Here is a 22,009-nt window from a genome sequence, read left to right as displayed (position 1 = left end):
TTACGATGGTAAAGTTTACCGATCGTTATCTAAAAATTATTTTGGAGTCGTTATTATATTATGTCACATTCCCCAGAAGTTCATCAGCGTCCAATGATTGCAATTCGTGATTTGGTGGTGTTTCCGACATTAACCGTACCACTTTTAATTGGTCGCCCTCTATCTATGGGTGCACTACAGGCTGCTGAGCATTTTAATAATGAAGTTATCTTAGTGACTCATATTTCAATGGATAGCGAAACTGTGAACATGGAGAGTGTTTACGGTACAGGCGTGATCGGGCGCATTATCCAAAAAGTGCAGATCGAAGATGGTACCTATAAAGTGCTCGTGGAAACTGAAGAGCGCGTTAAATTACATGGCATTACACAAGTGGCAGCAAAAGATGATGAAGAGAATGATCATTGTATGGCTGATTATGAAGTGGTGCCCGTTGAAGAAGATTTGTCCGAAAACCTAGCAAAAGTGTATGGCAATGTCATTCGCAATCTCTTTAACAATGTGGCAAGCCTCACAAAAGTGCCAGAAGATCTCTTAAAGCATCTGAAAAATGAAGAAGATTTATATAGTTTAGCCGTGAAGGTGATCAACTATTTGCCTGTATCGATTGCGAAAAAGCAAGAGATCCTTGAAGAGGATACGATTGGGCAATTGGTGAAAAATTTAGTCTCTCAGCTCACCTATGAAGTGGATGTGCTTGAGACACAAAACCGCATTCAAGCCTCTGTGCAAAAACAGATGAGCAAGAATCAGCGCGAATACTATTTAAACGAGCAGATCAAAGCGATCCGTAGCGAGCTTGATGATCTAAATGACACCGGTTTATCTGAGTTAGATCAGCTCGAAGAGCAGATCATTGCGGCAAAAATGCCAAAAGAGGCAGAAGAGAAAGCATTGCTTGAGCTCAAACGCTTAAAATCCATGCCGGCGATGTCATCAGAAGGCACCGTTGCGCGCACGTACATCGATTGGCTATTGAAAATGCCATGGAATCAGCGCTCGCGTCTTAAATATGACATCACTAAAGCAGAAGAGCGTTTAGATCAAGATCACTCAGGCTTAGATAAAGTGAAGGATCGCATTTTAGAATATTTAGCGGTCACGAATCATACGAAAAGCGTGAAGGGCAATATTTTATGTTTAATTGGCCCGCCGGGCGTGGGTAAAACCACATTGGCGCGCTCAATTGCTGAAGCCACCGGGCGTGAATTGGTGCGCATGAGTTTAGGCGGCGTGCATGATGAATCAGAAATTCGTGGTCATCGCCGGACATACATTGGCGCATTGCCGGGTAAAATTGTGCAGATGCTGGCAAAAGCAAAAACCAAAAATCCGTTGATGCTTTTAGATGAGATCGACAAAATGGGTTCTGATTACAAAGGTGATCCTGCCCATGCCATGCTTGAAGTGTTAGATCCTGAGCAAAACTCAACATTCAATGATCATTACTTAGATGTAGATGTGGATTTATCAGAAGTGATGTTCATCGCAACGGCCAATAGCTTTAACATTCCAGGTCCTTTGCGTGATCGCATGGAGATCATCGAATTATCAAGTTACACAGAACTTGAAAAACTCGACATCGCGAAAAATTACTTGTTGCCAAAGCAGTTAAAAGAGCACAAGTTAAAAGAGAATGCCATTGAGATCTCGGATGATCTATTGCTCGACATCATTCGTTTATATACGAAAGAAGCCGGCGTACGCTCTTTAGATCGTCAAATTGCGAAAATCTGCCGTAAAGCGATTAAAGACATCCTTAAAGCTGGTGAAGCTGCTCATAAAGGGAAAGGCAAAGCAAAAGTGAAGGTCAGTGAGCATCCAACCATTGTATTGACCAAAGCATTGCTTGAACAATATTTAGGTGTGCCGCGTTTCCGTTTTGGCGTGAAGGAAAAAGAGGATCAAGTGGGCTATGTCAATGGCTTGGCTTGGACGCAATTAGGCGGTGAATTGCTTGGCATTGAAGTGGAAGTGATGCCGGGGAAAGGCAATCTCATTACGACAGGCAGCTTAGGCGATGTGATGAAAGAATCCATGCGCACCGCCATGAGCCTCATTCGTGCCCGCGCGAAATCTTATGGTTTAGCGGATGATTTTGCCGATAAGATCGACATTCATGTGCATGCGCCAGAAGGTGCTGTGCCAAAAGATGGGCCAAGCGCTGGTGGTGCCATCACGGTTGCCATTTTATCAGCCTTGTTGAATCAAGCGATTCGTGCGGACATTGGCATGACAGGTGAAGTGACATTGCGCGGTCATATTTTAGCCATTGGCGGCTTGAAAGAAAAGCTTCTCGCGGCTGCCCGTGCTGGCCTTAAAAAGGTGCTCATTCCTGAGGAAAATGTGAAGGATTTAGAAGACGTACCGACAGAAATCAAGGCTCAATTGACCATTATTCCGGTGTCACATTTTTATGAGGTGGTTTCTCATGCTTTTGTGAAAAATATCGAGAAAAATGAAGGATTTCAACGATATAGCGGTTTAAATGACTTTTCTGTGCCTGTGACTAACGTCAAGAGTGTTGAAAAACACTGCTAAAATTTCTTGACTCGCCAGTAATTGCAACGTATAAAGCATATTGAGCTCCCCAGAATAGGGGAGCAGTCATTCAAATGTGATAATAAACTAGGTAGGTATTTTATGAACAAAACAGAATTGATTGCTGCGGTTGCAGAAAAAGCGGAAATTAGCAAAGTATCAGCTGCGAAAACAGTTGATGCAGTAATGGAAACAATCAAAGAAACTTTACAAGCTGGTGATAGCGTAACGTTGATCGGTTTTGGTACTTTCTCAGTACGTGATCGTGCAGCACGCACAGGTCGCGATCCACGTAACCCATCTAAAACAATTGAAATCAAAGCTTCTAAAGTACCTGCATTCAAAGCTGGTAAAGGCTTGAAAGATGCGGTGAACGGTTCTGCAAAAAAAGCTAAATAATTTTTAGTTTTTTTATCTGAACAAGCTCTAATTCGACACGTTCGAGTTAGAGTTTTTTTATGTGCTATCCTATGGGCTTATTTTCATACTGATTGAATGAGCCATGAGTCAAATTTCTTTATCATCTCTGTTTGAACTGTTGCCGAACACTGAGTGCAAACGCGCCCACACCTTTCGCCGAGCATTACACACATTAAAAAAATCGCGCGGTGATGAGCCACAAGCCTTAGAGGCATTGGCAACGGATATGATGACTTCCGCTGAATGCGTGCTTGCCAAAAAAGCGGCGTTTCCCGAGATTAATTACAATGAATCTTTACCCATTTATGCGGCGCGCGATGAGATCAAAGCGGCGCTTGAGGCGCATCCTGTCATTGTGGTGTGCGGGGAAACAGGCTCAGGGAAAACCACGCAATTGGCGAAATTCTGTTTAGAACTTGGTTTAGGTGCGCGTGGGCTGATTGGCCATACGCAACCAAGACGTTTAGCGGCGCGCAGTGTTGCCGATCGCATCGCAGAAGAGTTGCATGTGCCCATTGGCGGCTTTGTGGGTTATAAGATGCGCTTTGCCGATCAAACAGCGCCAGAGACCACTGTCAAACTCATGACCGATGGTATTTTGCTCGCAGAACTCACCAAAGATCCTTATCTGAATCAATATGAAGTGATCATCATCGATGAAGCCCATGAACGCTCATTGAACATTGACTTTTTGCTTGGCATTTTAAAACGCATTTTAGAAAAACGCCGTGATTTGAAAGTCATCATTACATCGGCGACCATTGATCCTGAGAAATTTGCCACATTTTTTAAAACACCGCACCATTCTGTGCCCATTATCAATGTATCAGGGCGCACTTATCCTGTGGAGATTCGTTATCGCCCGCTCATTCAAGAGAGCGAAGGTGATGACTTAAGCCTCATTGAAGGCATCACCGCAGCGGTGCATGAGCTGAGCACAGAGCAACCTGGGGATATTTTGGTCTTTTTACCTGGGGAGCGCGAAATCCGTGATGCTGCCGATGTATTGTCTAAAGAATTTTCACGGCATTATGATGTGTTGCCGCTCTTTTCCCGTTTAAGCAATGCTGAGCAAAATCGCATTTTTAAACCGCATCATAAACTGCGCATTGTGCTTGCGACCAACGTTGCCGAAACCTCTTTAACCGTGCCGGGCATTAAATATGTGATTGATTCAGGCATTGCGCGCATCAGCCGTTATAGCCCGCGTTCACGCTTGCAGCGCTTGTTGATTGAGCCGATTGCCCAAGCTTCTGCAAATCAGCGCAGCGGTCGTTGTGGGCGTGTGAGCGAAGGCATTGCCATTCGTTTATTTAGCCGCGAGGATTTTGAGGCGCGTCCGCTCTTTTTAGATCCTGAAATTAAGCGCACGCAATTGGCATCCGTCATTCTACAAATGGCGCATTTGCGCTTAGGCAATCCGGAAGATTTTACCTTTATTGAACCGCCAGAAGCCCGTCAGATCAAAGAGGGTTACATGGCGCTTCGAGAGATCAAAGCGATTGATGATCAAAGCCGTTTGACGCGCTTAGGGCGCCAATTGGCACTGCTGCCACTTGATCCACGCTTTGGCGCGATGATCTTTAAAGGCGCAGAGCTAGGCGTGGCACACGAGATGTTGATTTTGGTGGCGCTATTATCCATCCAAAACCCAAATGAACGTCCGATTGATAAACAACAAGCTGCCGATGAGAAGCATCGCCTTTTTAAGGATAAACAGTCCGACTTTATGGGCTATTTGAATTTATGGTTCTGGTATCAAAACACGGTGAAGGGCAACTCTCAATCTTATTTGCGTGAATTGTGCCGTCAGCATTTTATCTCTTTTATGCGCATGCGTGAATGGTTTGAGCTTTATCAGCAGATCCGCGAGATGCTCAAATCAAGTGATGTGCGCCTCAATGATTTGCCAACATTGGCAGAAACACAAACGGGTGATTATGATTTTCCTGCCTTTAACAGTGATTTGATCCATCAATCCTTATTGGTGGGTTTGTTAGATCACATTGGTGCATTGGGTGAAGAGGGCGCTTATCAAGGCGCAATGGGACAAAAGTTCCGCATTTTCCCTGGCTCAAGCTTATATAAAAAGCCACCAAAATGGTTGATGGCGATGGAGATTGTGGAAACGTCCCAAGTGTATGCGCGCATGTGTGCAGGCATTAAGCCTGAATGGCTAGAGATCATTGGCAGCCATTTAATTAAATCTCAATACAATGAACCGCATTGGAGCAAAAAGCAGGGGCAAGCGGTGGCAGAAGAGACGGTATTTCTCTTCAATTTAGCCATCATTCGCAATCGTCGAGTGAGCTTTGGCGCCATTAATCCTGAATTGTCCCGCGAATTGATGATCAAAGAAGGCTTGATTCAAGATGACATTGCCACGCGTGCAGCGTTTTATCGTAAAAATCGTGCCACCATTGAAAAAGTGGAAACGATGGAGGATAAAACCCGCCGCCGTGACATTTTAGCGGAAGAAGTGGTGCTCTATGAATGGTACGATGCGCGCTTGCCAAAGGATTGTTACAGCGTTAAAAAGCTGGAGAAATGGTGCCAAGTCAAAGCGAATAATGATGCGCTGATTTTCTCAGAGCGCGACATTTTAGCCCATGATGAGGATCTGAATTTAGAAGAGTTTCCAGAGGTGCTAGAGCTTAATGGCTTAAAACTCAATGCTCAATATCTTTTTGATCCTGCGGCAGAAGATGATGGCATGACGCTGTTGGTGCCCTTAGCCGCGCTGAATTTATTGGATCAAACCCGTTTAGATTGGCTCTCTCATGGTTTGATTTTAGAGAAAATTACGGAGTTGCTGCGCACATTGCCTAAAAGTTATCGCCGTCAATTTGTGCCGCTGCCAGATTTTGCCGCAGAGATTTTTAATGCCATTGAATTTGCCGAAGGCAATCTCTATTTTCAGCTGCAAACCATCATTCAGCGTTTGCGTGGCATTGAGATTGAGCCCCATGAATTTGATGAAAAAGCATTACCAAAGCACTTACGGATGAACATTCGCATCATTGATGCCGGTGGCAAAACCCTTGGGCAAGGGCGCGAGCTTGATGCATTGCAAAAGAAATTCTCCCACAAGGCAGAATCAGCCTTCCAGCAATTGGTGGCGACAGAATCCCCATCGAAAAAGCGCAAAAAAGCTGTGCCGGCTGAAAAGGTGGTGCACAGTGAACCGCAAACTCGTCCCTTTACTGATGACAATTGGGTGATTGAGCCAGAGGTGAAATTTACGCGCAATGGCATTCAATTGGTTGGTTACGTGGCGCTTGAAGCGTCAGAAGATGGACTCAAAGCAAAACTTTATGATCGACAAAGTGAAGCGAGCCGTGCACATTTACACACTTTGATTGAGCTCAGTTTAAAAGCCCTTCGCCAAGAGGTGAAGTACCTACAAAAGCAATGGCCGCAGTTTGGCAAGCTCGCGTTGATGTTTAGGCAAGTGGGCAATGAGACGATTTTAAAAGAGGATTTGATGAAGGCGGTGATTCGCGATTATCTCGATGAAGCCACGTTGCCGCGCGATGCAAAAACCTTCAATCAGCTCATTGATACGATGCGTAAAGGCATTGTGCGTCAAGCCACTGATTTGACAAAACTGGTGATTGAAATCTTTATGGAGAGTGAAAAAGTCTCCGATGCGCTGCGTGCGTTGCACCCGATGAATCGCGCATTGATTGATAAGCCCATTCAAAAAGCGAAAGATCGCCTCATTTATGCTGGCTTCATCAGTGAAACACCTGCCTTTTGGCGTGCACAATTGCCGCGTTATTTAAAAGCGATGGCGGTGCGTGTCGAGCGCTTTAGCCAAAACATCAGCCGTGATGAGGCTCATGCTAAGATCATTGCCAACCATCTATCACAACTTGCAAAAGCGGTGGAGAAGTTTGGCAACATCCCTGAAGTGGTGGAATATCGTTGGATGATTGAGGAACTTGCTGTCTCTTTATTCGCACAGCCAATGAAAACGGCGGTGCCAGTGTCAGAAAAGCGCCTCAATAAAGTGTGGGAAGCCCTCGATTTGATGATGAAGAATCAGCGGTAGAATTGATTTTTCATCTCTGTTTTGCAGCCCTCAACGGATCAGTTAGAATGGGGCAGCATTAGGAGACGCACTTCATGAAAAAAGGACCGATCAAATCCATGGCACATCTAGATTTTACGTTACTGTTTTTAATCATCATTGCAGGGCTTGGGCTGTTGAGTAAAAACGACACTGTATTGATTGCGATGCTTGTGCTCATTGTGATGAAAATAACGCCGCTCAATCAATTGTTGCCATGGGTGGAAAAAAAGGGCTTATGGCTTGGCGTGATTGTGCTCACAATTGGTGTCATGTCGCCATTGGCAAGTGGCAAAATCAATCCGCTTGAGGTGCTTGGGAATTTAAAAAATTGGCAATCGGTGATGGCAATCATCATGGGCATTGCGGTGGCTTGGCTCGGCTCGCAAGGTGCAACGTTATTAGAAGCGCGCCCGATGTATGTGCCAGAACTTTTGATTGGAACGATCATCGGCGTTGCGCTCTTTAATGGTGTGCCCGTTGGGCCACTCATTGCCGCAGGACTTTTATCTTTATTGGTACGATGGCAGTAAGCTTTAGCGTATAATGGGCTTTTTTATCCGAAATGTGAGGACACAATGCCAAAAGATTTCTTACAAAGCATGGCCGGTAAAATTCAAGAATCATTACCTGAAGGCCTCAAAAATACACATGCAGAGATCGAAAATATGGTCAAAACGCAAATGGAAAACCTCTTGCCAAACTTTAAGTTTGCTAAGCAAGATGAGTTTGAGATCCAACAAAAGATTTTATTAAAAACCCGCAGCGAAGTTGATGCATTAAAGCAGCGCGTTGAAGCATTAGAAGCAGTGATTGAATCTTTGAATCAACAAAAAACGGATCAAGCTGAATGAAACAGTTGGCAGCATGGCAAAATCAACGTTGGCTTTGGTTGTTTGGCGGCTTTATGGCGCTTGGACTTGAGTTGGTGGCGGTGTACTATTTTCAAGGGCATTTAAAGCAAGATCCCTGTGAAAAGTGTGTGTACATCCGTTTTGCCTTGGTGGCGGCGTTTGTGTTTGCCATGATTGCTGCCATTCATCCCCGTGCGCTGATCTGTAAAGTGGTGGGTTATGTGGGCGTTTTGTGGGCATTGGTGAAAGGTTGGCTCTACAGCTATCAGTTAGAGCGCATCATTTTAGATCGCCTGAGCCCTGATTATAATCCCTTCACAAGCAGCTGCTCGTTAACGAATGCAGATTTCCCTTTTGGGCTGCCGATGAATCGTTGGGTGCCGTCACATTTTCAGCAGTTTGGCATTTGTGGGGAAGACACATGGCAGTTGATGGGCATGAATATGGCAGAATGGATGTTGATGATCTTTACGGCATTCATTGTGGTGGTGAGCTTGATGTTATTGTCAGCCTTGTATGAAGGATGGAGAAAAAGAGTATGAAACGATTATTATGCGTGTTGATGACGACATTTGCCCTGCAAACGGGTTTTGCCATGGCGGAGAGTCATTTGCAGCAGCCTTCTGATTATGCGGCATTAAAAAGTACTCAGCAATTGATTGATGTGCGCACGCCCGCAGAATTCAGTGAAGGCACGTTAGACAATGCACAAAACATCGACTTTTTAGCCGATGATTTCAGAGCAAACATTCAAACCCTCAATAAAAATGAGCCGGTGTATCTGTTTTGCCGCTCAGGCAATCGCAGTGAAAAAGCCCGCAATATCCTGTTAGAGGAAGGCTTTAGCGAAGTGTACGATTTAGAAGGTGGCTACAAAGCTTGGACATTGTGGCAAGAGATGAATAAGGAGAAAACATTATGATGAAAGCCATTCGTTGGATTTTAGGGAAAATCATTTTAGCTGTCGATGCCATCACAGCACCGACGCCGATGGCGCGTTCAGTAGAAGCGCAACAAAAACTAGATGAAGCCACAGCTAAATTAAAGTTATATCAATATCATGCGTGCCCATTTTGCGTAAAAGTGCGCCGTGAGATTCGCCGTTTGAATTTAAACATTGAGCTCATTGATGCCAAAGAACCCGCAGCAGAAAAACGTTTAATGGAAAATGGCGGCAAGCGCCAAGTGCCATGCTTGTACATCATCAATCCGGACAACTCCACAACGTGGTTATATGAGTCCGATGCCATCATCATCTTTTTACAAACTTTGGCGAAGGAAGCAGTGTAATGGCGGTTTTGTTACCTGAAATTGAAACATTTTTGCAGTGTGAAACACCACAAGCATGGATTGATGAAGCAAAGAAGCCAGAAAACATGGATATTTTGCTCATTGACCATGCCAATTGTGAGAAAAAAGCGGCATTTACCGCACTCAATCTCATTATGAAATACACAGAGCTTGAGGACTTACAGCATAAAATGTCCCGCTTAGCGCGTGAGGAGTTGCGTCATTTTGAGCAAGTTGCCGCCATCATGAAAAAGCGCAATGTGACGTATCGCTATTTAGAGGCCTCTAAATATGCAGATCGCTTACGTCAGCATTTACGCAAAACGGCGAAAGAACGTTTGACGGATATTTTGATCATCGGTGCCTACATTGAAGCGCGTTCGTGTGAGCGTTTTTTCCGTGTTGCACCACATTTAGATGATGAGCTCAACCATTTTTACAATGCATTGATTAAATCAGAAGGGCGCCATTATCAGGATTATTTAAAATTAGCGGCGCAATATGCTGGGCAATCGATTGACGAGCGCATTGCGTTCTTTGGAGAAGTGGAAAAGGCGGCGATTTTAACGCCGGATTCTGTGTTCCGCTTCCACAGCGGTATACCAGCGTAATATGACCAATATTGATTGGGTGGTGATCAAAAAGCCCATCAAGCATTTATACATTCGCATTCAACGCGATGGTCAAGTGTGCGTCAGTGCGCCAGAGCATTTATCACAAGCGGTTCTTGAGGCCGCTTTGCTGCATCATGAGCCTTGGGTTTTAACAAAGCTTGCGGCATTTGATGCAGCAAAAACCACAGATGGCGTTTATCTTTGGGGGCAACCTTATGTGGGGGACGAGGATATCGAAGCGCTGTATCGGAAAGCATTGAATGGGGCGATTCCCCCATTATTAGAAAAGTGGTTGCTCATCATGGGCGTGACATTAAGCGAATGGCGCCTTAAAAAAATGAAAACGCGCTGGGGCACATGCAATCCGCGCGCTCAGCGCATTTGGCTCAATGTTTATCTTGCCGCATATCCACAAGAGTGTTTAGAGTATGTGATTGTGCACGAGCTCACTCATTTATTAGAAGCCAGTCACAATCACCGTTTTAAAGCGCTCATGACGCATTTTTTACCGGATTGGCGTGCCCGTGCTCAATTGTTAAAGCAGCTAACCTTACATACCCCACTTTTGGGTAAATATTGATAAGTCAGTAGTTTTTAACCATTGATTGACACTGTTCAGTAGTTCGCCATCATCTTGATTCATCATGTAGGCTTTATAGCTTTCTGTCTGGTCAAATGGTTGAGTTGTGGCCATGCATAGGACATTGGGCTCATTATGTTGATAATATTTTCCTTCAATTAAATCTGTAATCATGACATCGGCAGTTTGATCACGTAGGGCTTGTAAATTATCAAAATTGTCTTTTACGCGTACGATATTTGCTTGATCAATGCGTTCATTTACAAATGATTCATTTGTACCACCTGGATTGACAACCAATGTAATGGATGGTTGATTGATGTTATCAAAATTGTTAAGTTTTTCAGAAATTGAACAGCGTGCTAATGCGATTTTTCCATTAGGTAGGATTTCATTGGACAATAAAAATTCTGTTGCGCGTTTATCTGTATATGTAATACCACCAACTGCAATATCAAATTGATTGTTTTTTAGATCTTGGCTGAGGGTTGGCCATGAAGTGGTCATAAATTCAATGCGTAGGTTATTTTTTTTAGCGTAATCATTGATAAGATCAATATCGAAACCTACGAGTGTTTTAGTTTCATCATAAAAAGCTAAAGGTGCGTAATCGCCAGGAACTCCGACTTTTAATGTGCCACTTTCTTTAATTTCAGACAACGGACGTGCAGTTGTCACTGAAGCCATCGCTAAAGCGATGGATAAACAAATAGTTGCAGAACGCAGTAAAATCATTTTATCCTCATTTTTCAGTGATTTATATGGATCATTCAAAGCTTGATGGCTTTTTTTGATCTTACTTGAAAAATATGAAGTTGTTAACCTATTTTATGAGTATCTGTTTAACTGCGCCCCAATGCCGCTGAATCGCTCAGTATGATTGCGAATGGTGGTTTCGATGATGCGCGGCGTACCCATCAATGTGAGCTGTTTTTTAGCGCGTGTAATGCCTGTATAGAGCAGCTCTTTGGTGAGGATTTTACTGTAAAAATCAGGCAATACCAGCATCACATGATCAAACTCACTGCCTTGGGATTTATGGATCGTCATGGCAAAAGCCGTTTCATAATGGGGCAAGAGCTGCACTGGCAGCGCCCTTAATTCGCCATTGTCACTTTCAAAATAGGCGATGATGCGCCCATTGTCCTCTGTGATGATGCCCACATCACCATTGAAGATGTGATTGACATAATCATTTTGCAAAATCATGATGGCTTGCCCGTGATAAAGCCCATTGCCATCAGCGTTAAACAGTGTGGTGCTGATGTATTCATTGAGCGCATGGGTGCCGAACTCTGACACATTGATGGCGGATAAAATGCGCACCTTTTGTAACGCATCAAAGAGCACGCGTGGCTCAGCTTTGTTTTGGCAGAGTGCAACATAATCAGCAAGTAGTGCATGAATGAGCGTGCGCCAGTTGCCCACTTCTCCAGTATTGATGAAGGTGAGTTCAGCGGGAAATTGCGCCACAATTGGCATGAAACTGCGGGCATGCTGCTCATTGACAGCTTTTGCCAATTGCCCAATCCCTGAATGCTCAGAGAAACGATGACTTTTGGTTAACAGCGTCACATTATTAAGCGGCACATCCTTTGGGGTAAATTCGGCGGCTAAAGATTGCCCCATGATGTTTTCAATGAGGGCAAGGCGCTTGGCATCATAACCGATGTTTTGGCAAATCTCCCCCATAATGGCACCGGCTTCCACGGAGGCCAGCTGATCTTTATCGCCCAAAATAATGATGCGCACATGCGGCGGTAAAGCTTCAATCAAGAGATTAAAAATATAGAGATCAATCATCGAGGCCTCATCAATAATGATGAGGTCGGTGGGCAAAGGATGATATGCATGATAACGCGGCTTGATTTGATTGGGGTTAAAACTCAATAAGCGATGCAGCGTGGTGCTTTGACTGGGGATTTTATCCAGTAAATGGGTCAGTTCTGGCCGCTGGGCTGTAAAGTCAGTTTTTTGCTTTTCAATGGATTCACTCAAGCGTGCCGCTGCTTTCCCCGTGGGGGCGGCAAGTGAAATGTGTAAATTCGGATGCTCATTGAGGAGCAGCATCAAAATGCGAATCACCGTGGTGGTTTTGCCGGTGCCAGGCCCGCCGGAAATGATGGAGGTTGGCGAAAGGAGTGCATTGACAGCGGCGATTTTTTGATGATCAATCTCATCACTGCGGGGAAAGAGTTGATGCAAAAGATCGATGGTGCCATCACTTGGCATGTTCGCATCGCTGTCTTGATGGCGCTTTAAAAAATCCACAATGATGGTTTCGTAATGGAGATTTTTAGCCAAATAAACGCCATTATTGGCAATCGCTAAAGGATAATGAGGCTGTTGCTTGATCCAAGCAAACAGCGGCGCCCAATCCTCAATGGCGTCAATGCCGGCCAAATGTTTGAGGGTTGTCATGCATTCATCCATCTTTTGGGCATCAAAGCCGGTGAACCATCGTTCATGATAAATGTAGTGCAGCGGCACCATGGTGTGCTTTGAGCCATAAGCGCGGCTCACAATGAGGGCCAGTAACTGTAATTTTGGATCCGTTTTGCTGAGGGTTTTGGCAAAATGGCAATCAATGCTTGTGAAAAAGCCTGATGATTGGGCATACGTTAATAAATCGCTCATGGTTGCTCCATCAATTGATCTAGGGCGTTGATGTGATCACGGCTTGGCAAGGTGTAATAGATGCCTGTATCACCGGTATCTGTCATGCCACGCACAAAGAGATAAAACACGCCGCCAAAGTGATGATCATAATCAAAATCTGACATGCGAAAACGTAAATAACGGACCAATGCCACGGTATAGATGAGGTATTGCACATCATAATAGTTGTCAAGCATCGCTTGGTGCAGCGCATCGTGCTGATAATCCTCAAGTGTATTGCCAAGGTGATTGGTTTTATAATCGATGATGTAAAATTTCCCTTCGTGCATAAAAATGAGGTCAATGAAGCCTTTCATCATGCCTTCGAGTGTGAAAAAATCAAGCTCGGCAGTTTGCTCACGGTGTTGATTTAAAAAATCATTGAAGCGCTCCGGCGTTAAATGTGCCACTGGAAAGAGAAATTCCAATTCATGCAGAGCGTTTGTCTGCAGCGCATCCCCAAAGGTGCAATGAGGCAACAGGGGATGGGCAAAAATTTTAGTGAGCCAGGCTTCTAAAATGGGTATCCACAGCTCTAATTGCGTGGTGACGGTTTCTGGCAAGGCGCTTTTTGTGATGAGGTCAGCGAGTCGATTGTCTTCAAAAATGGCCTGGGGTGCATATTTTTCAAATAAAGTGTGCATGAATGTGCCCGTTTGTGCCCCTTTTGGAAAGGTGAAGATGGAAGGAGGCAGCGCTTCATCGGGCAGAACATCAGGTTCACTGTCAGGGTCAATGGGGGATTCATCGCTGAGGTTATCGGCAAAATAGGAGTTCGGTGCATGGCGCGTCAATTGCGTGAAGCTAGAGATGTTCCATCGACGATTAATGTGTCCATGAAAATGGGCGGCGCTTAAAACATCGTTGACCACAGGCGGCGGATCGTAGTGAACGCTTGGCGTCTCATTGATGGTGATGACATTGATGGACTGAAGTTGACGGAGTGCTTCAAGCGTAAAGGGTTCATTGCCAGGATGATCAAAAAGCTTGGCATACACAATGTTGGCATTGATGTTGCTTTTGCCAGACAGAAAATTTTCTGACAAGGCAATCTCGCAATAATATTTTGCACGCGTGAGCGCCACATACAGCAGTCGCATGTTTTCAGCTTGCATTTCTGTGAGGGCATCGGCTTCAAAGTCAGGGTTGGCTTGAAAGTCAATGGTTTTTAGGTTTGGATCTTTTGGGTCATCGACAATAAAGGGCGGCTTAATGTTACGAGTTTCTAGGCTTGAAGGCACAAATGTGATGGGAAACTCCAGCCCTTTTGAGCTGTGGATGGTCATGATGGTGATGACATTCATCTCACTTTCTAAACGCAAACTATAGCTGCCACCGGCGGTTTCATCGCCGCCTTCATCGGGCAGTTGCATTTGTAGATTGAGCCAGTCAAGCAATGCCTCTTTTGTGGGCGCTAACAAGCTTTGGGCTTGTAGTAATTCACACACATGGCGAATGTCCGTCATGATGCGGTCAAATTCCGGATGATTACGAAAACGGTGAATGCGTCCATGGCGATGGAGGAATTTATCCACCATCGGAATGATGCCAAAGCGTTCCCAATCCTCTAAACACTGTTCGCGCTCGGAGAGTAAAGACTCATATTGCAAATGGTCATGGAGCACATTGTGTAGATCTTGCAAGGTGAATTGATAGAGCAAAGAGGCAAACGTTTGCTTCATTAATTCTTGATTGCGTAGGTTTAGTAAGCTTTTTAAAAAGAGATGAATGAGGTGCGCCGCTTCACTCTTAAAGACTTTATTTTTATCAGAAAGGTACACCGCCGGTAGATTCTCTGCGCGAAGGGCTTTTAAAATCGTGGTGGCATCATTTTTATCACGCACCAAAATGGTGATGTCATTGTTTTCAATCGAGCGGCGGGTGCCATCTTTATGGATTTGACCGCTTTTGAGTAGGCACTTGATGCGCTGTGCAATGTAATGCGCTGTTGCCGCTTGAAATGTGCCTTTATTGTTGTCACCCGATAAATGGGCAATCGTGATGCCAGTTTGAGGCTCATCATCAATGGAGAGATAACTCAGCGCTGCTTTCTCTGGCGTACTCACCGGCTGAAAGGGAATGTTTTCATTTAAAAAGGGGTAGGGCGTTTGCTCAAAGAGTTCGTTGACGCTTTTGACTAAGGCGGCGCTTGAACGGTAATTGGTGCCCAGCGAATAACTGTGCTCAGCGGCTGCTTTTGCTTGTAAATAGGTGTGAATGTCCGCCCCGCGGAATTTATAAATGGATTGCTTAGGATCGCCAATCATCAAGAGTGTGCGTTCTTTGCTGTGACCAAAGAGGGTGGAGAAAATCTCATATTGCGTGTGATCGGTATCTTGGAATTCATCGATCATCGCCACTTGATAACGTTTTTGAATGTGTGCAAGTTGCGTTGGTGTGGCTTGTCGGACGAGTTTAGCCGTTTCATGAATGAGGTCATCGAAAAACAACACGCCATGTTTGCCTTTGATGCGTAAAAAGATGCGGTCAAAAGCTTTGGTGGCATAGCTCCAGAGCAAGGTTTTGATTTGATTGGTGTCTTGCTCGCCATCCTCATTAAAGGCATTGAATACGGCATCTTCTAAAGCAAAGAGATTGTCAGGGGCGATTAAAGTATCGGCCACAGATAAAAAAGGCGACACCATGGTTTGTACATGGTCAGGCGTTTTATACACAGGAAAGGCAATGGCCGCTAAACGCTCTGAGAAGAAATAACACTCCTCGCGCCAAAACTGTTTGGCCGCTTGGGTTTTCAGTTCCGTGTCTGAGGTTTCAAGGCGCACATCAAAGGGTAAATGGGAATCTAAAGGGTTTTGGCTCAAAAAGCGCTGACAAAAGCTGTGAATGGTGAATACGTTCGCATCACTCATCAGGCGTTCTGCTTCTTTGAGAATGAGGCGGGCTTTGTAATGCTCAGTCTGTGGGACGATCTTGAGCATCTCCATAATCAGCTGATCTTCACTGTGGCCTGTTTTAAATGCCTCTTGCACCTCTAAAATTCGGCTGTAGATGCGCACGCGCAGCTCAGCGGTGGCAGCCTTAGTGAACGTCACAATGAGAATGTCTTCTAAGCGAAGGGGCGCAACGCCAATGCCCAGCAGATAACGAATCACAAGTGTGGTGATGGTGTATGTTTTGCCGGTGCCTGCGGATGCCTCAATGAGCACTCTGCCTTCGAGTTTAGAGGTCAATGGTTCGATAATTTTCATAACTATTTGTTTTAATTCGCCTTACTGAGATCATTACGGAAGGTAATTATTTCATTAGGATATTTGAGTTCGATTGGTTTATAATCGTCTGATTGAAAGGCAAGTGTATTACAGAATTAAACGAATTGTAATAACAGAAAATCAAAAAGGTTAGGAACTATATGAAATTCGTTACAGTTAATATTTTGGGAACGGTTGACCGTGACACGGGTCGAGAGATTATTGTGGGCGCCGCGCATCGTAGCCAGTATTCATTTGTAGCCATTGAACACATCACCTTGATCAATGTTAAAGATAAAAAAGTCTATTTAACCCTCACGACGGGTAAAGTTTTGATTTGTACATTAGGCGTGCTTGCGTTATTAAAAGATCACATTGATTAATGAATGCATGACGCATCAAAAAGCCAAACGATTGTTTGGCTTTTTTGTTATGTCTGATTGAGTGTTAGCTAAAAGACATCGGTTGTTTTAACACCACCAATAAAACAATCGCCACAAGGAGTACCGTTGGCAATTCATTGAATAAGCGGTAGAACTTATGGGTGTGCTTGTTGAGGTCTAAGCGGAATTTTTTCACATAGATGCGGCACATCACATGATAAGCCACTAAAAATACCACCAATAATAATTTAATGTGTAACCATGCCATTTTTAAAAGGGCTGGGTTTTTAACAATCATGGTGATACCAAATGCAATGGTGAAAAAGGCGCCAATGTCCATCATGATGGCCAATTTACGCTCCATCACTTTAAAGGTTTCATTTGTTTGTGGATCTTTGTTCATGGCGTGATACACAAATAAGCGCGGTAGATAAAAGAGACCTGCAAACCACGTCACCATCGCGATGATGTGCCAAGCCTTGAATGCTAAATAACTCATAAAACAACTCCCTGTTGGTAAAAAGTCACCCATTGTAACCTTGAAATCATCTTTGTGGAATTTTCTCTTCTTGAGTTATAAGGTGCACTTAGCGATAATAAACGCTTTATTTTGAGTAGGATTTGTCTCTCTAATGACTAATACAATTGTACGACGTCAAACCACGCAAGTGATGGTTGGGAAGGTCGGCATTGGGTCGGATTATCCCATCCGTGTGCAATCGATGACCAATACAGATACCGAAGACGTCGCGGCCACCACACAACAGATCATTGAATTGGCGGATGTGGGCTCTGAGTTGGTGCGCATCACCGTCAATACCGAAAAAGCGGCTGAATCTGTGCCGAAAATTGTCGATGAATTGTTAAAGCGCGGGTACGATACGCCAGTCATTGGCGACTTTCATTTCAATGGCCATCGTTTGGTGACGAAATATCCAGAATGCGCGGCAGCGTTGGCGAAACTTCGCATCAATCCGGGTAATGTGGGGCGCGGTCAAAAGCGTGATGAGCAGTTCTCTGCCATGATTGAAGCGGCGGTGAAATTTCAAAAGCCGGTGCGCATTGGCGTCAATTGGGGCAGTTTAGATCAAGCTGTATTGGCTAGATTGTTCAGCGAAAATCAGGATCGCGCGGTGCCACTGAGTAATGAGATGATCATGCGTGAGGCGATGATTGTGTCAGCATTAGAGAGCGTTGCGTATGCCAAATCTTTGGGGCTTCGTGATGATCAGATGATTTTATCTGTCAAAGTGAGTCAATGCCAAGATTTGATCGCCGTGTATCAGCGCATGGCGATGCAAACGAATTTACCGCTCCATTTAGGTTTAACGGAAGCTGGTATGGGCACTAAAGGCATTGTGGCCTCGACGGCGGCGTTGTCCGTGATTTTGCAGCAAGGCATTGGCGACACCATTCGCGTCTCTTTAACGCCATTGCCAGGGGCGCCACGCACTGAAGAAGTGATGGTGGGTAAAGACATTTTGCAAAGCTTGGGGCTTCGTTTGTTTTCACCGAAAGTGACGGCGTGCCCAGGTTGTGGGCGCACAAGCAGTGATTACTTCCAACGTTTAGCCCAAGACATTCAAGGTTACTTAGATGAAGTGATGCCTCAATGGAAAGGCACGTATCCAGGTGTTGAATCAATGGTGGTTGCGGTGATGGGCTGCGTGGTCAATGGTCCTGGTGAATCAAAATTAGCGAACATTGGCATCAGTTTGCCCGGCAGCGGTGAAGCACCGGTGGCACCTGTGTACGAAGATGGACAAAAAACGGTGACGTTAAAAGGTGACCGAATTGCAGATGAATTTATAGAGATTGTGAAACAATATGTCGAAAGAACTTATGGATAATACAGAAAAGCCGGTTTATATGCGTGAAGTGCGCAGTTTTGTGAAACGCGAAGGGCGTTTGACAGCAGGGCAAGAGCGCGTTTTAGAGAGCAGCGAATATTTATTGCGCGAAGAAGATTTAGGGGATGTGCTCGATTTAGATCAGCTCTTTGGGCGCACGAATACAGAACGCACTTTAGAAATTGGCTTTGGCAATGGTGAATCCTTAGCCACAATGGCAGAAGCTGCGCCAACACGTGACTTTTTGGGCGTAGAAGTGCATCGTCCGGGCGTTGGGCATTTATTGTTAGAAGTTGAAAAGCGCGGTTTGACCAATTTACGTGCTGCCAATGAAGATGCAGTGGAATTACTCAAACATAAAATTAAAGATGGCAGCTTTGATCGTGTGCAAATCTTTTTTGCAGATCCTTGGCACAAGAAAAAACACCATAAACGTCGCTTGGTGCAAACTGAATTCATGAATTTATTGGCGACAAAAATGAGCAAAGGCGGCATTTTACATTTAGCCACTGATTGGGAAAATTATGCAGAACAGATGATGGAAGTGTTAACGGCGCATCCTGATTTTGAAAACTGTCATGAAGGCTTTGCGCCGCGCCCTGACTTTAGACCAAAAACAAAATTTGAAGCCCGCGGCGAACGCTTAGGTCACGGCGTTTGGGATTTGTTGTTTAAGCGTCGTTAAGTGTTGTGAGCCAACGCTCTATGATCATCAAAAGCATCCTTCGAGCCAGCGTCTTGACGTTGATGCCGCTCGTTGCGTATGCCGACATTTATTCGTATTTAGATGAGTTTGGGCAAACCCATTATGTGAATCATCCGATTGAGGGCGGGGCGCTTGTGAAACGACTCTCGCCCATTATGGAAGAAGACAATGCGGTGGAAGATGTGCAGCAATTGCTCAATGCACCGCGCTTTAGCCGCACGGTGACGATGGTGTCTGATGGCTCTGAGTTCCAAGGGGATTTCCCGCGCCCTCGCGCCTTTGCCAATCATGGCATTGAAGCTGCAGGGGTTAATCCCATTCTTCGTCCGCCCCCTTCGTTGCCCACTATGAAAGGGCGTGACAGCTTTGCGCCTTACATCACCATGATTGCCCGCCAATATGATTTACAGCCAGCGCTGTTGCATGCGGTGATTACGGTGGAATCAGCTTATAATCCAAATGCTATTTCTCATGCGGGTGCAAAAGGATTGATGCAATTGATGCCAGCTGCAGCGGCACGTTTTGGGGTGGATGATCCTTATGATCCCATTCAAAACATGCGCGGTGGCGCTGCTTATTTGCGTTGGTTGCTGGATTATTTTGGGGATGTTTCGCTTGCCTTAGCGGGCTATAATGCCGGTGAAGGCTCTGTGCGTAAATATGGCAATAAAATTCCGCCTTATAAAGAAACGATGAATTATGTACCAAAAGTGTTACAATACTATCAACAGTATAGGGCACAAGGTTACTAAAATTAACATAAAGTATGATCTAGCTCAGGATCAATGGCAGATCACTTCTGTATAGTGAAGAGTAGTCAGACAATAATAAAGTTTTATTCAATCACCTCTTTAAACGTAAGGAGTATATTATGGCCACACAATTCTTAATGCCTTCTAAAAATATTATGGGTGCAGGTGCACTCGATCTCGCGTATGACGACATTAAAGCCCAAGGCTTTAAAAAAATCTTAATCGTGAGTGATGAAGGCTTAAAAGGCGCAGGTATCATTGACTTAGTTGTAAAAGGTTTGAAAGATAAAGGCATTGAATCTGCCGTTTACTCAGGCACTAAGCCGAACCCAACCACGAAAAATGTGGAAGAAGGTTTGGAGATTTTAAAAGCAGAACATTGTGATGCCATCATCTCGTTAGGTGGCGGTTCTCCACATGACTGTGCTAAAGGCATTGCTTTAGTGGCAGCGAATGGCGGTAAAATCAACGATTATGAAGGCATCAATAAATCAGCAAAACCTCAGTTGCCATTGATTGCTATTAACACGACTGCGGGTACCGCTTCTGAAATGACCTATTTCTGTATCATTACAGATGAATCACGCCACATTAAAATGGCGATTGTGGATGCGCACACCACACCATTATTATCCGTGAATGATCCTGAATTGATGAAAGGCATGCCAAAATCATTAACAGCTGCCACAGGGATGGATGCATTGACGCATGCGGTTGAGGCTTATGTATCCACAGCGGCAACACCAATCACAGATGCTTGTGCGGTTAAAGCAGTGGCGCTCATTCATAAAAACTTACGCGATGCAGTGAATGATGGCGCAAATATGCATGCCCGTGAACAAATGGCTTACGCACAATTTTTAGCAGGCATGGCATTTAACAACGCATCTTTAGGTTATGTGCACGCAATGGCACACCAACTCGGTGGTTTTTATGACTTACCACATGGTGTATGTAACGCAGTCTTATTGCCACACGTACAAGAATACAATGCAAAAGTGGCGGCAGGGCGCTTAAAAGATTTAGCGGCATGCTTTGACATCGACACTCGCGCGATGAGTGATGAAGAAGGTGCAAAAGCATTAATTGCAGCGATTCGTACATTAAGTCAAGATGTGGGCATTCCTGCAGGCTTAAAAGATTTAGGCGCGAAAGAAGAAGATTTCACCATTTTGGCAGAAAACGCATTGAAAGATGCTTGCTCCTTTACGAACCCACGCAAAGGCGATGAAGCAGAAGTGATTGCAATCTTCAAAGCAGCATTCTAACTGTAACAAATTGAACAATTGATTATAATCCCCACTCGTTGGGGATTTTTTTATGGATAAAGGTGGCAAAGTGCATGATTATCAGGATTTGATTCGTCTATTTAAGGATGAGTTTTACGATGAATTCAATACTCTATTGGTGAAAGGGGAGGATGAGCCCATTTATATTCCTGCCAATGATGCGGTGCCATATCATCAAATTGTCTTTGCCCATGGCTATTTTACCAGCGCGCTGCACGAAACCTCACATTGGTGCATTGCAGGGCAGGCGCGCCGTTTATTGGAAGATTATGGCTATTGGTATTGCCCAGATGGGCGCACGGAAGATCAGCAAAATCAATTTCAACGGATGGAGATTCGTCCGCAATCGGTGGATTGGCTCTTTTGTTTGGCGACGAATGTACCGTTTTATGTCAGTTGCGATAATTTAGAGGGCGATTTTGAGCCTGATCATGTGGCATTTCGTGAAAGTGTGCGCCAAAATGTGATCAAAATGTTGGCAAATGATGACATTCCGCCCCGTGCCGCACGTTTTTTAAAGGCATTAAATGCATTTTATGGCACAGAAAAGATGACGGTGGCGCGCTTTATAGAACTCAGTGCACAATAATTTCAATTATTTTTATACTTTATCTTGTTGTTAAATATGATCTTTGTGAAATACTTTAAAATTAATTGAAAAAGGGTGTTGACACCTCTCTGAATTTATCTATAATGAGCACCTCTTCTGAACGAGGCGCTGCTGAAAAGCGGTGAGTTTGAAGGGTTTTGAGAGGTTGAGATGGTTGTTTAGTTTCCCTCGCTGAAAAAAA

The 22,009-nt window shown here is 44.5% G+C and carries 20 protein-coding genes; 16 read left to right on the top strand and 4 right to left on the bottom strand.

The window, feature by feature from the left end:
* The first annotated feature begins 60 nt into the window (after nt 1-60).
* From lon to B143_RS0106555, 10 genes are all read left to right on the top strand, one after another.
* Nucleotides 61-2,541, top strand: coding sequence for an endopeptidase La (lon, locus tag B143_RS0106600; protein ID WP_018122672.1), 2,481 nt, complete (start codon nt 61-63; stop codon nt 2,539-2,541).
* A gap of 102 nt (nt 2,542-2,643) precedes the next feature.
* The gene (locus B143_RS0106595; protein ID WP_008315325.1) at nt 2,644-2,940 is read left to right on the top strand and encodes an HU family DNA-binding protein; all 297 of its coding nucleotides are present in this window, start codon (nt 2,644-2,646) and stop codon (nt 2,938-2,940) included.
* Between the two features lie 103 nt (nt 2,941-3,043).
* Nucleotides 3,044-7,015: an ATP-dependent RNA helicase HrpA gene (gene hrpA / locus B143_RS0106590; protein WP_018122671.1), complete on the top strand. Its 3,972-nt coding sequence runs from the start codon at nt 3,044-3,046 to the stop codon at nt 7,013-7,015.
* Between the two features lie 98 nt (nt 7,016-7,113).
* Nucleotides 7,114-7,566: a DUF441 domain-containing protein gene (locus B143_RS0106585; RefSeq protein ID WP_026165754.1), complete on the top strand. Its 453-nt coding sequence runs from the start codon at nt 7,114-7,116 to the stop codon at nt 7,564-7,566.
* A 45-nt stretch (nt 7,567-7,611) separates the two neighbouring features.
* The gene (locus B143_RS0106580) at nt 7,612-7,887 is read left to right on the top strand and encodes an accessory factor UbiK family protein (RefSeq protein ID WP_018122669.1); all 276 of its coding nucleotides are present in this window, start codon (nt 7,612-7,614) and stop codon (nt 7,885-7,887) included.
* The gene (locus B143_RS0106575) at nt 7,884-8,429 is read left to right on the top strand and encodes a disulfide bond formation protein B (RefSeq protein WP_018122668.1); all 546 of its coding nucleotides are present in this window, start codon (nt 7,884-7,886) and stop codon (nt 8,427-8,429) included. Before B143_RS0106580 ends, B143_RS0106575 begins: the two co-directional genes overlap by 4 nt.
* Nucleotides 8,426-8,809, top strand: coding sequence for a rhodanese-like domain-containing protein (locus B143_RS0106570; RefSeq protein WP_018122667.1), 384 nt, complete (start codon nt 8,426-8,428; stop codon nt 8,807-8,809). The genes B143_RS0106575 and B143_RS0106570 overlap by 4 nt, the downstream gene beginning before the upstream one ends.
* The gene (locus B143_RS0106565) at nt 8,806-9,177 is read left to right on the top strand and encodes a glutaredoxin domain-containing protein (protein ID WP_018122666.1); all 372 of its coding nucleotides are present in this window, start codon (nt 8,806-8,808) and stop codon (nt 9,175-9,177) included. Before B143_RS0106570 ends, B143_RS0106565 begins: the two co-directional genes overlap by 4 nt.
* A complete protein-coding gene (locus tag B143_RS0106560) occupies nt 9,177-9,788 on the top strand; it encodes a MiaE family protein (RefSeq protein ID WP_018122665.1) in 612 nt (203 codons plus the stop codon). Before B143_RS0106565 ends, B143_RS0106560 begins: the two co-directional genes overlap by 1 nt.
* 1 nt (nt 9,789) lies before the next feature.
* Nucleotides 9,790-10,371: a M48 family metallopeptidase gene (locus B143_RS0106555; protein WP_018122664.1), complete on the top strand. Its 582-nt coding sequence runs from the start codon at nt 9,790-9,792 to the stop codon at nt 10,369-10,371.
* Here the strand turns inward: B143_RS0106555 and B143_RS0106550 are convergent.
* The 3 genes from B143_RS0106550 to B143_RS0106540 form a co-directional block, all read right to left on the bottom strand.
* On the bottom strand, nt 10,342-11,106 hold the full coding sequence (locus tag B143_RS0106550) for a transporter substrate-binding domain-containing protein (protein ID WP_018122663.1): 765 nt from the start codon (nt 11,104-11,106) through the stop codon (nt 10,342-10,344). The two genes, B143_RS0106555 and B143_RS0106550, sit on opposite strands and share 30 nt — an antisense overlap.
* A gap of 93 nt (nt 11,107-11,199) precedes the next feature.
* Nucleotides 11,200-13,008, bottom strand: coding sequence for an exodeoxyribonuclease V subunit alpha (gene recD / locus B143_RS0106545; RefSeq protein ID WP_018122662.1), 1,809 nt, complete (start codon nt 13,006-13,008; stop codon nt 11,200-11,202).
* A complete protein-coding gene (locus B143_RS0106540; protein WP_018122661.1) occupies nt 13,005-16,238 on the bottom strand; it encodes a UvrD-helicase domain-containing protein in 3,234 nt (1,077 codons plus the stop codon). Before B143_RS0106540 ends, recD begins: the two co-directional genes overlap by 4 nt.
* 161 nt (nt 16,239-16,399) lie before the next feature.
* Here B143_RS0106540 and B143_RS0106535 point away from each other — a divergent pair, with 161 nt between their 5' ends.
* Entirely contained in the window at nt 16,400-16,621 is a 222-nt protein-coding gene (locus B143_RS0106535) for a hypothetical protein (protein WP_008315313.1), read from the top strand.
* Nucleotides 16,622-16,685: 64 nt separating this feature from the next.
* On the opposite strand, the gene hemJ is transcribed toward B143_RS0106535, so the two are convergent.
* Nucleotides 16,686-17,120: a protoporphyrinogen oxidase HemJ gene (hemJ, locus tag B143_RS0106530; protein ID WP_018122660.1), complete on the bottom strand. Its 435-nt coding sequence runs from the start codon at nt 17,118-17,120 to the stop codon at nt 16,686-16,688.
* A 133-nt stretch (nt 17,121-17,253) separates the two neighbouring features.
* Here hemJ and ispG point away from each other — a divergent pair, with 133 nt between their 5' ends.
* The 5 genes from ispG (at nt 17,254) to B143_RS0106505 (ending at nt 21,807) form a co-directional block, all read left to right on the top strand.
* The gene (ispG, locus tag B143_RS0106525) at nt 17,254-18,471 is read left to right on the top strand and encodes a flavodoxin-dependent (E)-4-hydroxy-3-methylbut-2-enyl-diphosphate synthase (RefSeq protein WP_018122659.1); all 1,218 of its coding nucleotides are present in this window, start codon (nt 17,254-17,256) and stop codon (nt 18,469-18,471) included.
* On the top strand, nt 18,464-19,156 hold the full coding sequence (trmB, locus tag B143_RS0106520) for a tRNA (guanosine(46)-N7)-methyltransferase TrmB (protein WP_008315310.1): 693 nt from the start codon (nt 18,464-18,466) through the stop codon (nt 19,154-19,156). Before ispG ends, trmB begins: the two co-directional genes overlap by 8 nt.
* A 20-nt stretch (nt 19,157-19,176) precedes the next feature.
* Nucleotides 19,177-19,929, top strand: coding sequence for a lytic transglycosylase domain-containing protein (locus B143_RS0106515; RefSeq protein WP_018122658.1), 753 nt, complete (start codon nt 19,177-19,179; stop codon nt 19,927-19,929).
* Between the two features lie 119 nt (nt 19,930-20,048).
* Nucleotides 20,049-21,197 (top strand): L-threonine dehydrogenase, encoded by a 1,149-nt coding sequence (gene yiaY / locus B143_RS0106510; RefSeq protein ID WP_018122657.1) that lies wholly within the window; start codon nt 20,049-20,051, stop codon nt 21,195-21,197.
* 52 nt (nt 21,198-21,249) lie between these two features.
* Nucleotides 21,250-21,807 (top strand): elongation factor P hydroxylase, encoded by a 558-nt coding sequence (locus B143_RS0106505; RefSeq protein ID WP_018122656.1) that lies wholly within the window; start codon nt 21,250-21,252, stop codon nt 21,805-21,807.
* Nucleotides 21,808-22,009 lie beyond the last annotated feature (202 nt).

This window comes from Wohlfahrtiimonas chitiniclastica DSM 18708 (assembly GCF_000375345.1).
Lineage (GTDB): Bacteria > Pseudomonadota > Gammaproteobacteria > Cardiobacteriales > Wohlfahrtiimonadaceae > Wohlfahrtiimonas > Wohlfahrtiimonas chitiniclastica.
This window is presented reverse-complemented; position numbering and strand designations above follow the sequence as displayed.

What these genes read in the sequence shown, in the direction of transcription:
- ispG (WP_018122659.1), top strand. Translation starts at nt 17,254, where the DNA reads ATGACTAATACAATTGTACGACGTCAAACCACGCAAGTGATGGTTGGG.
- B143_RS0106570 (WP_018122667.1), top strand. Translation starts at nt 8,426, where the DNA reads ATGAAACGATTATTATGCGTGTTGATGACGACATTTGCCCTGCAAACG.
- yiaY (WP_018122657.1), top strand. Translation starts at nt 20,049, where the DNA reads ATGGCCACACAATTCTTAATGCCTTCTAAAAATATTATGGGTGCAGGT.
- B143_RS0106550 (WP_018122663.1), bottom strand. Translation starts at nt 11,106, where the DNA reads ATGATTTTACTGCGTTCTGCAACTATTTGTTTATCCATCGCTTTAGCG.
- lon (WP_018122672.1), top strand. Translation starts at nt 61, where the DNA reads ATGTCACATTCCCCAGAAGTTCATCAGCGTCCAATGATTGCAATTCGT.
- B143_RS0106560 (WP_018122665.1), top strand. Translation starts at nt 9,177, where the DNA reads ATGGCGGTTTTGTTACCTGAAATTGAAACATTTTTGCAGTGTGAAACA.
- B143_RS0106585 (WP_026165754.1), top strand. Translation starts at nt 7,114, where the DNA reads ATGGCACATCTAGATTTTACGTTACTGTTTTTAATCATCATTGCAGGG.
- B143_RS0106535 (WP_008315313.1), top strand. Translation starts at nt 16,400, where the DNA reads ATGAAATTCGTTACAGTTAATATTTTGGGAACGGTTGACCGTGACACG.
- hrpA (WP_018122671.1), top strand. Translation starts at nt 3,044, where the DNA reads ATGAGTCAAATTTCTTTATCATCTCTGTTTGAACTGTTGCCGAACACT.
- B143_RS0106555 (WP_018122664.1), top strand. Translation starts at nt 9,790, where the DNA reads ATGACCAATATTGATTGGGTGGTGATCAAAAAGCCCATCAAGCATTTA.
- B143_RS0106565 (WP_018122666.1), top strand. Translation starts at nt 8,806, where the DNA reads ATGATGAAAGCCATTCGTTGGATTTTAGGGAAAATCATTTTAGCTGTC.
- B143_RS0106575 (WP_018122668.1), top strand. Translation starts at nt 7,884, where the DNA reads ATGAAACAGTTGGCAGCATGGCAAAATCAACGTTGGCTTTGGTTGTTT.
- hemJ (WP_018122660.1), bottom strand. Translation starts at nt 17,120, where the DNA reads ATGAGTTATTTAGCATTCAAGGCTTGGCACATCATCGCGATGGTGACG.
- B143_RS0106515 (WP_018122658.1), top strand. Translation starts at nt 19,177, where the DNA reads ATGATCATCAAAAGCATCCTTCGAGCCAGCGTCTTGACGTTGATGCCG.
- recD (WP_018122662.1), bottom strand. Translation starts at nt 13,008, where the DNA reads ATGAGCGATTTATTAACGTATGCCCAATCATCAGGCTTTTTCACAAGC.
- B143_RS0106540 (WP_018122661.1), bottom strand. Translation starts at nt 16,238, where the DNA reads ATGAAAATTATCGAACCATTGACCTCTAAACTCGAAGGCAGAGTGCTC.
- trmB (WP_008315310.1), top strand. Translation starts at nt 18,464, where the DNA reads ATGGATAATACAGAAAAGCCGGTTTATATGCGTGAAGTGCGCAGTTTT.
- B143_RS0106505 (WP_018122656.1), top strand. Translation starts at nt 21,250, where the DNA reads ATGGATAAAGGTGGCAAAGTGCATGATTATCAGGATTTGATTCGTCTA.
- B143_RS0106580 (WP_018122669.1), top strand. Translation starts at nt 7,612, where the DNA reads ATGCCAAAAGATTTCTTACAAAGCATGGCCGGTAAAATTCAAGAATCA.
- B143_RS0106595 (WP_008315325.1), top strand. Translation starts at nt 2,644, where the DNA reads ATGAACAAAACAGAATTGATTGCTGCGGTTGCAGAAAAAGCGGAAATT.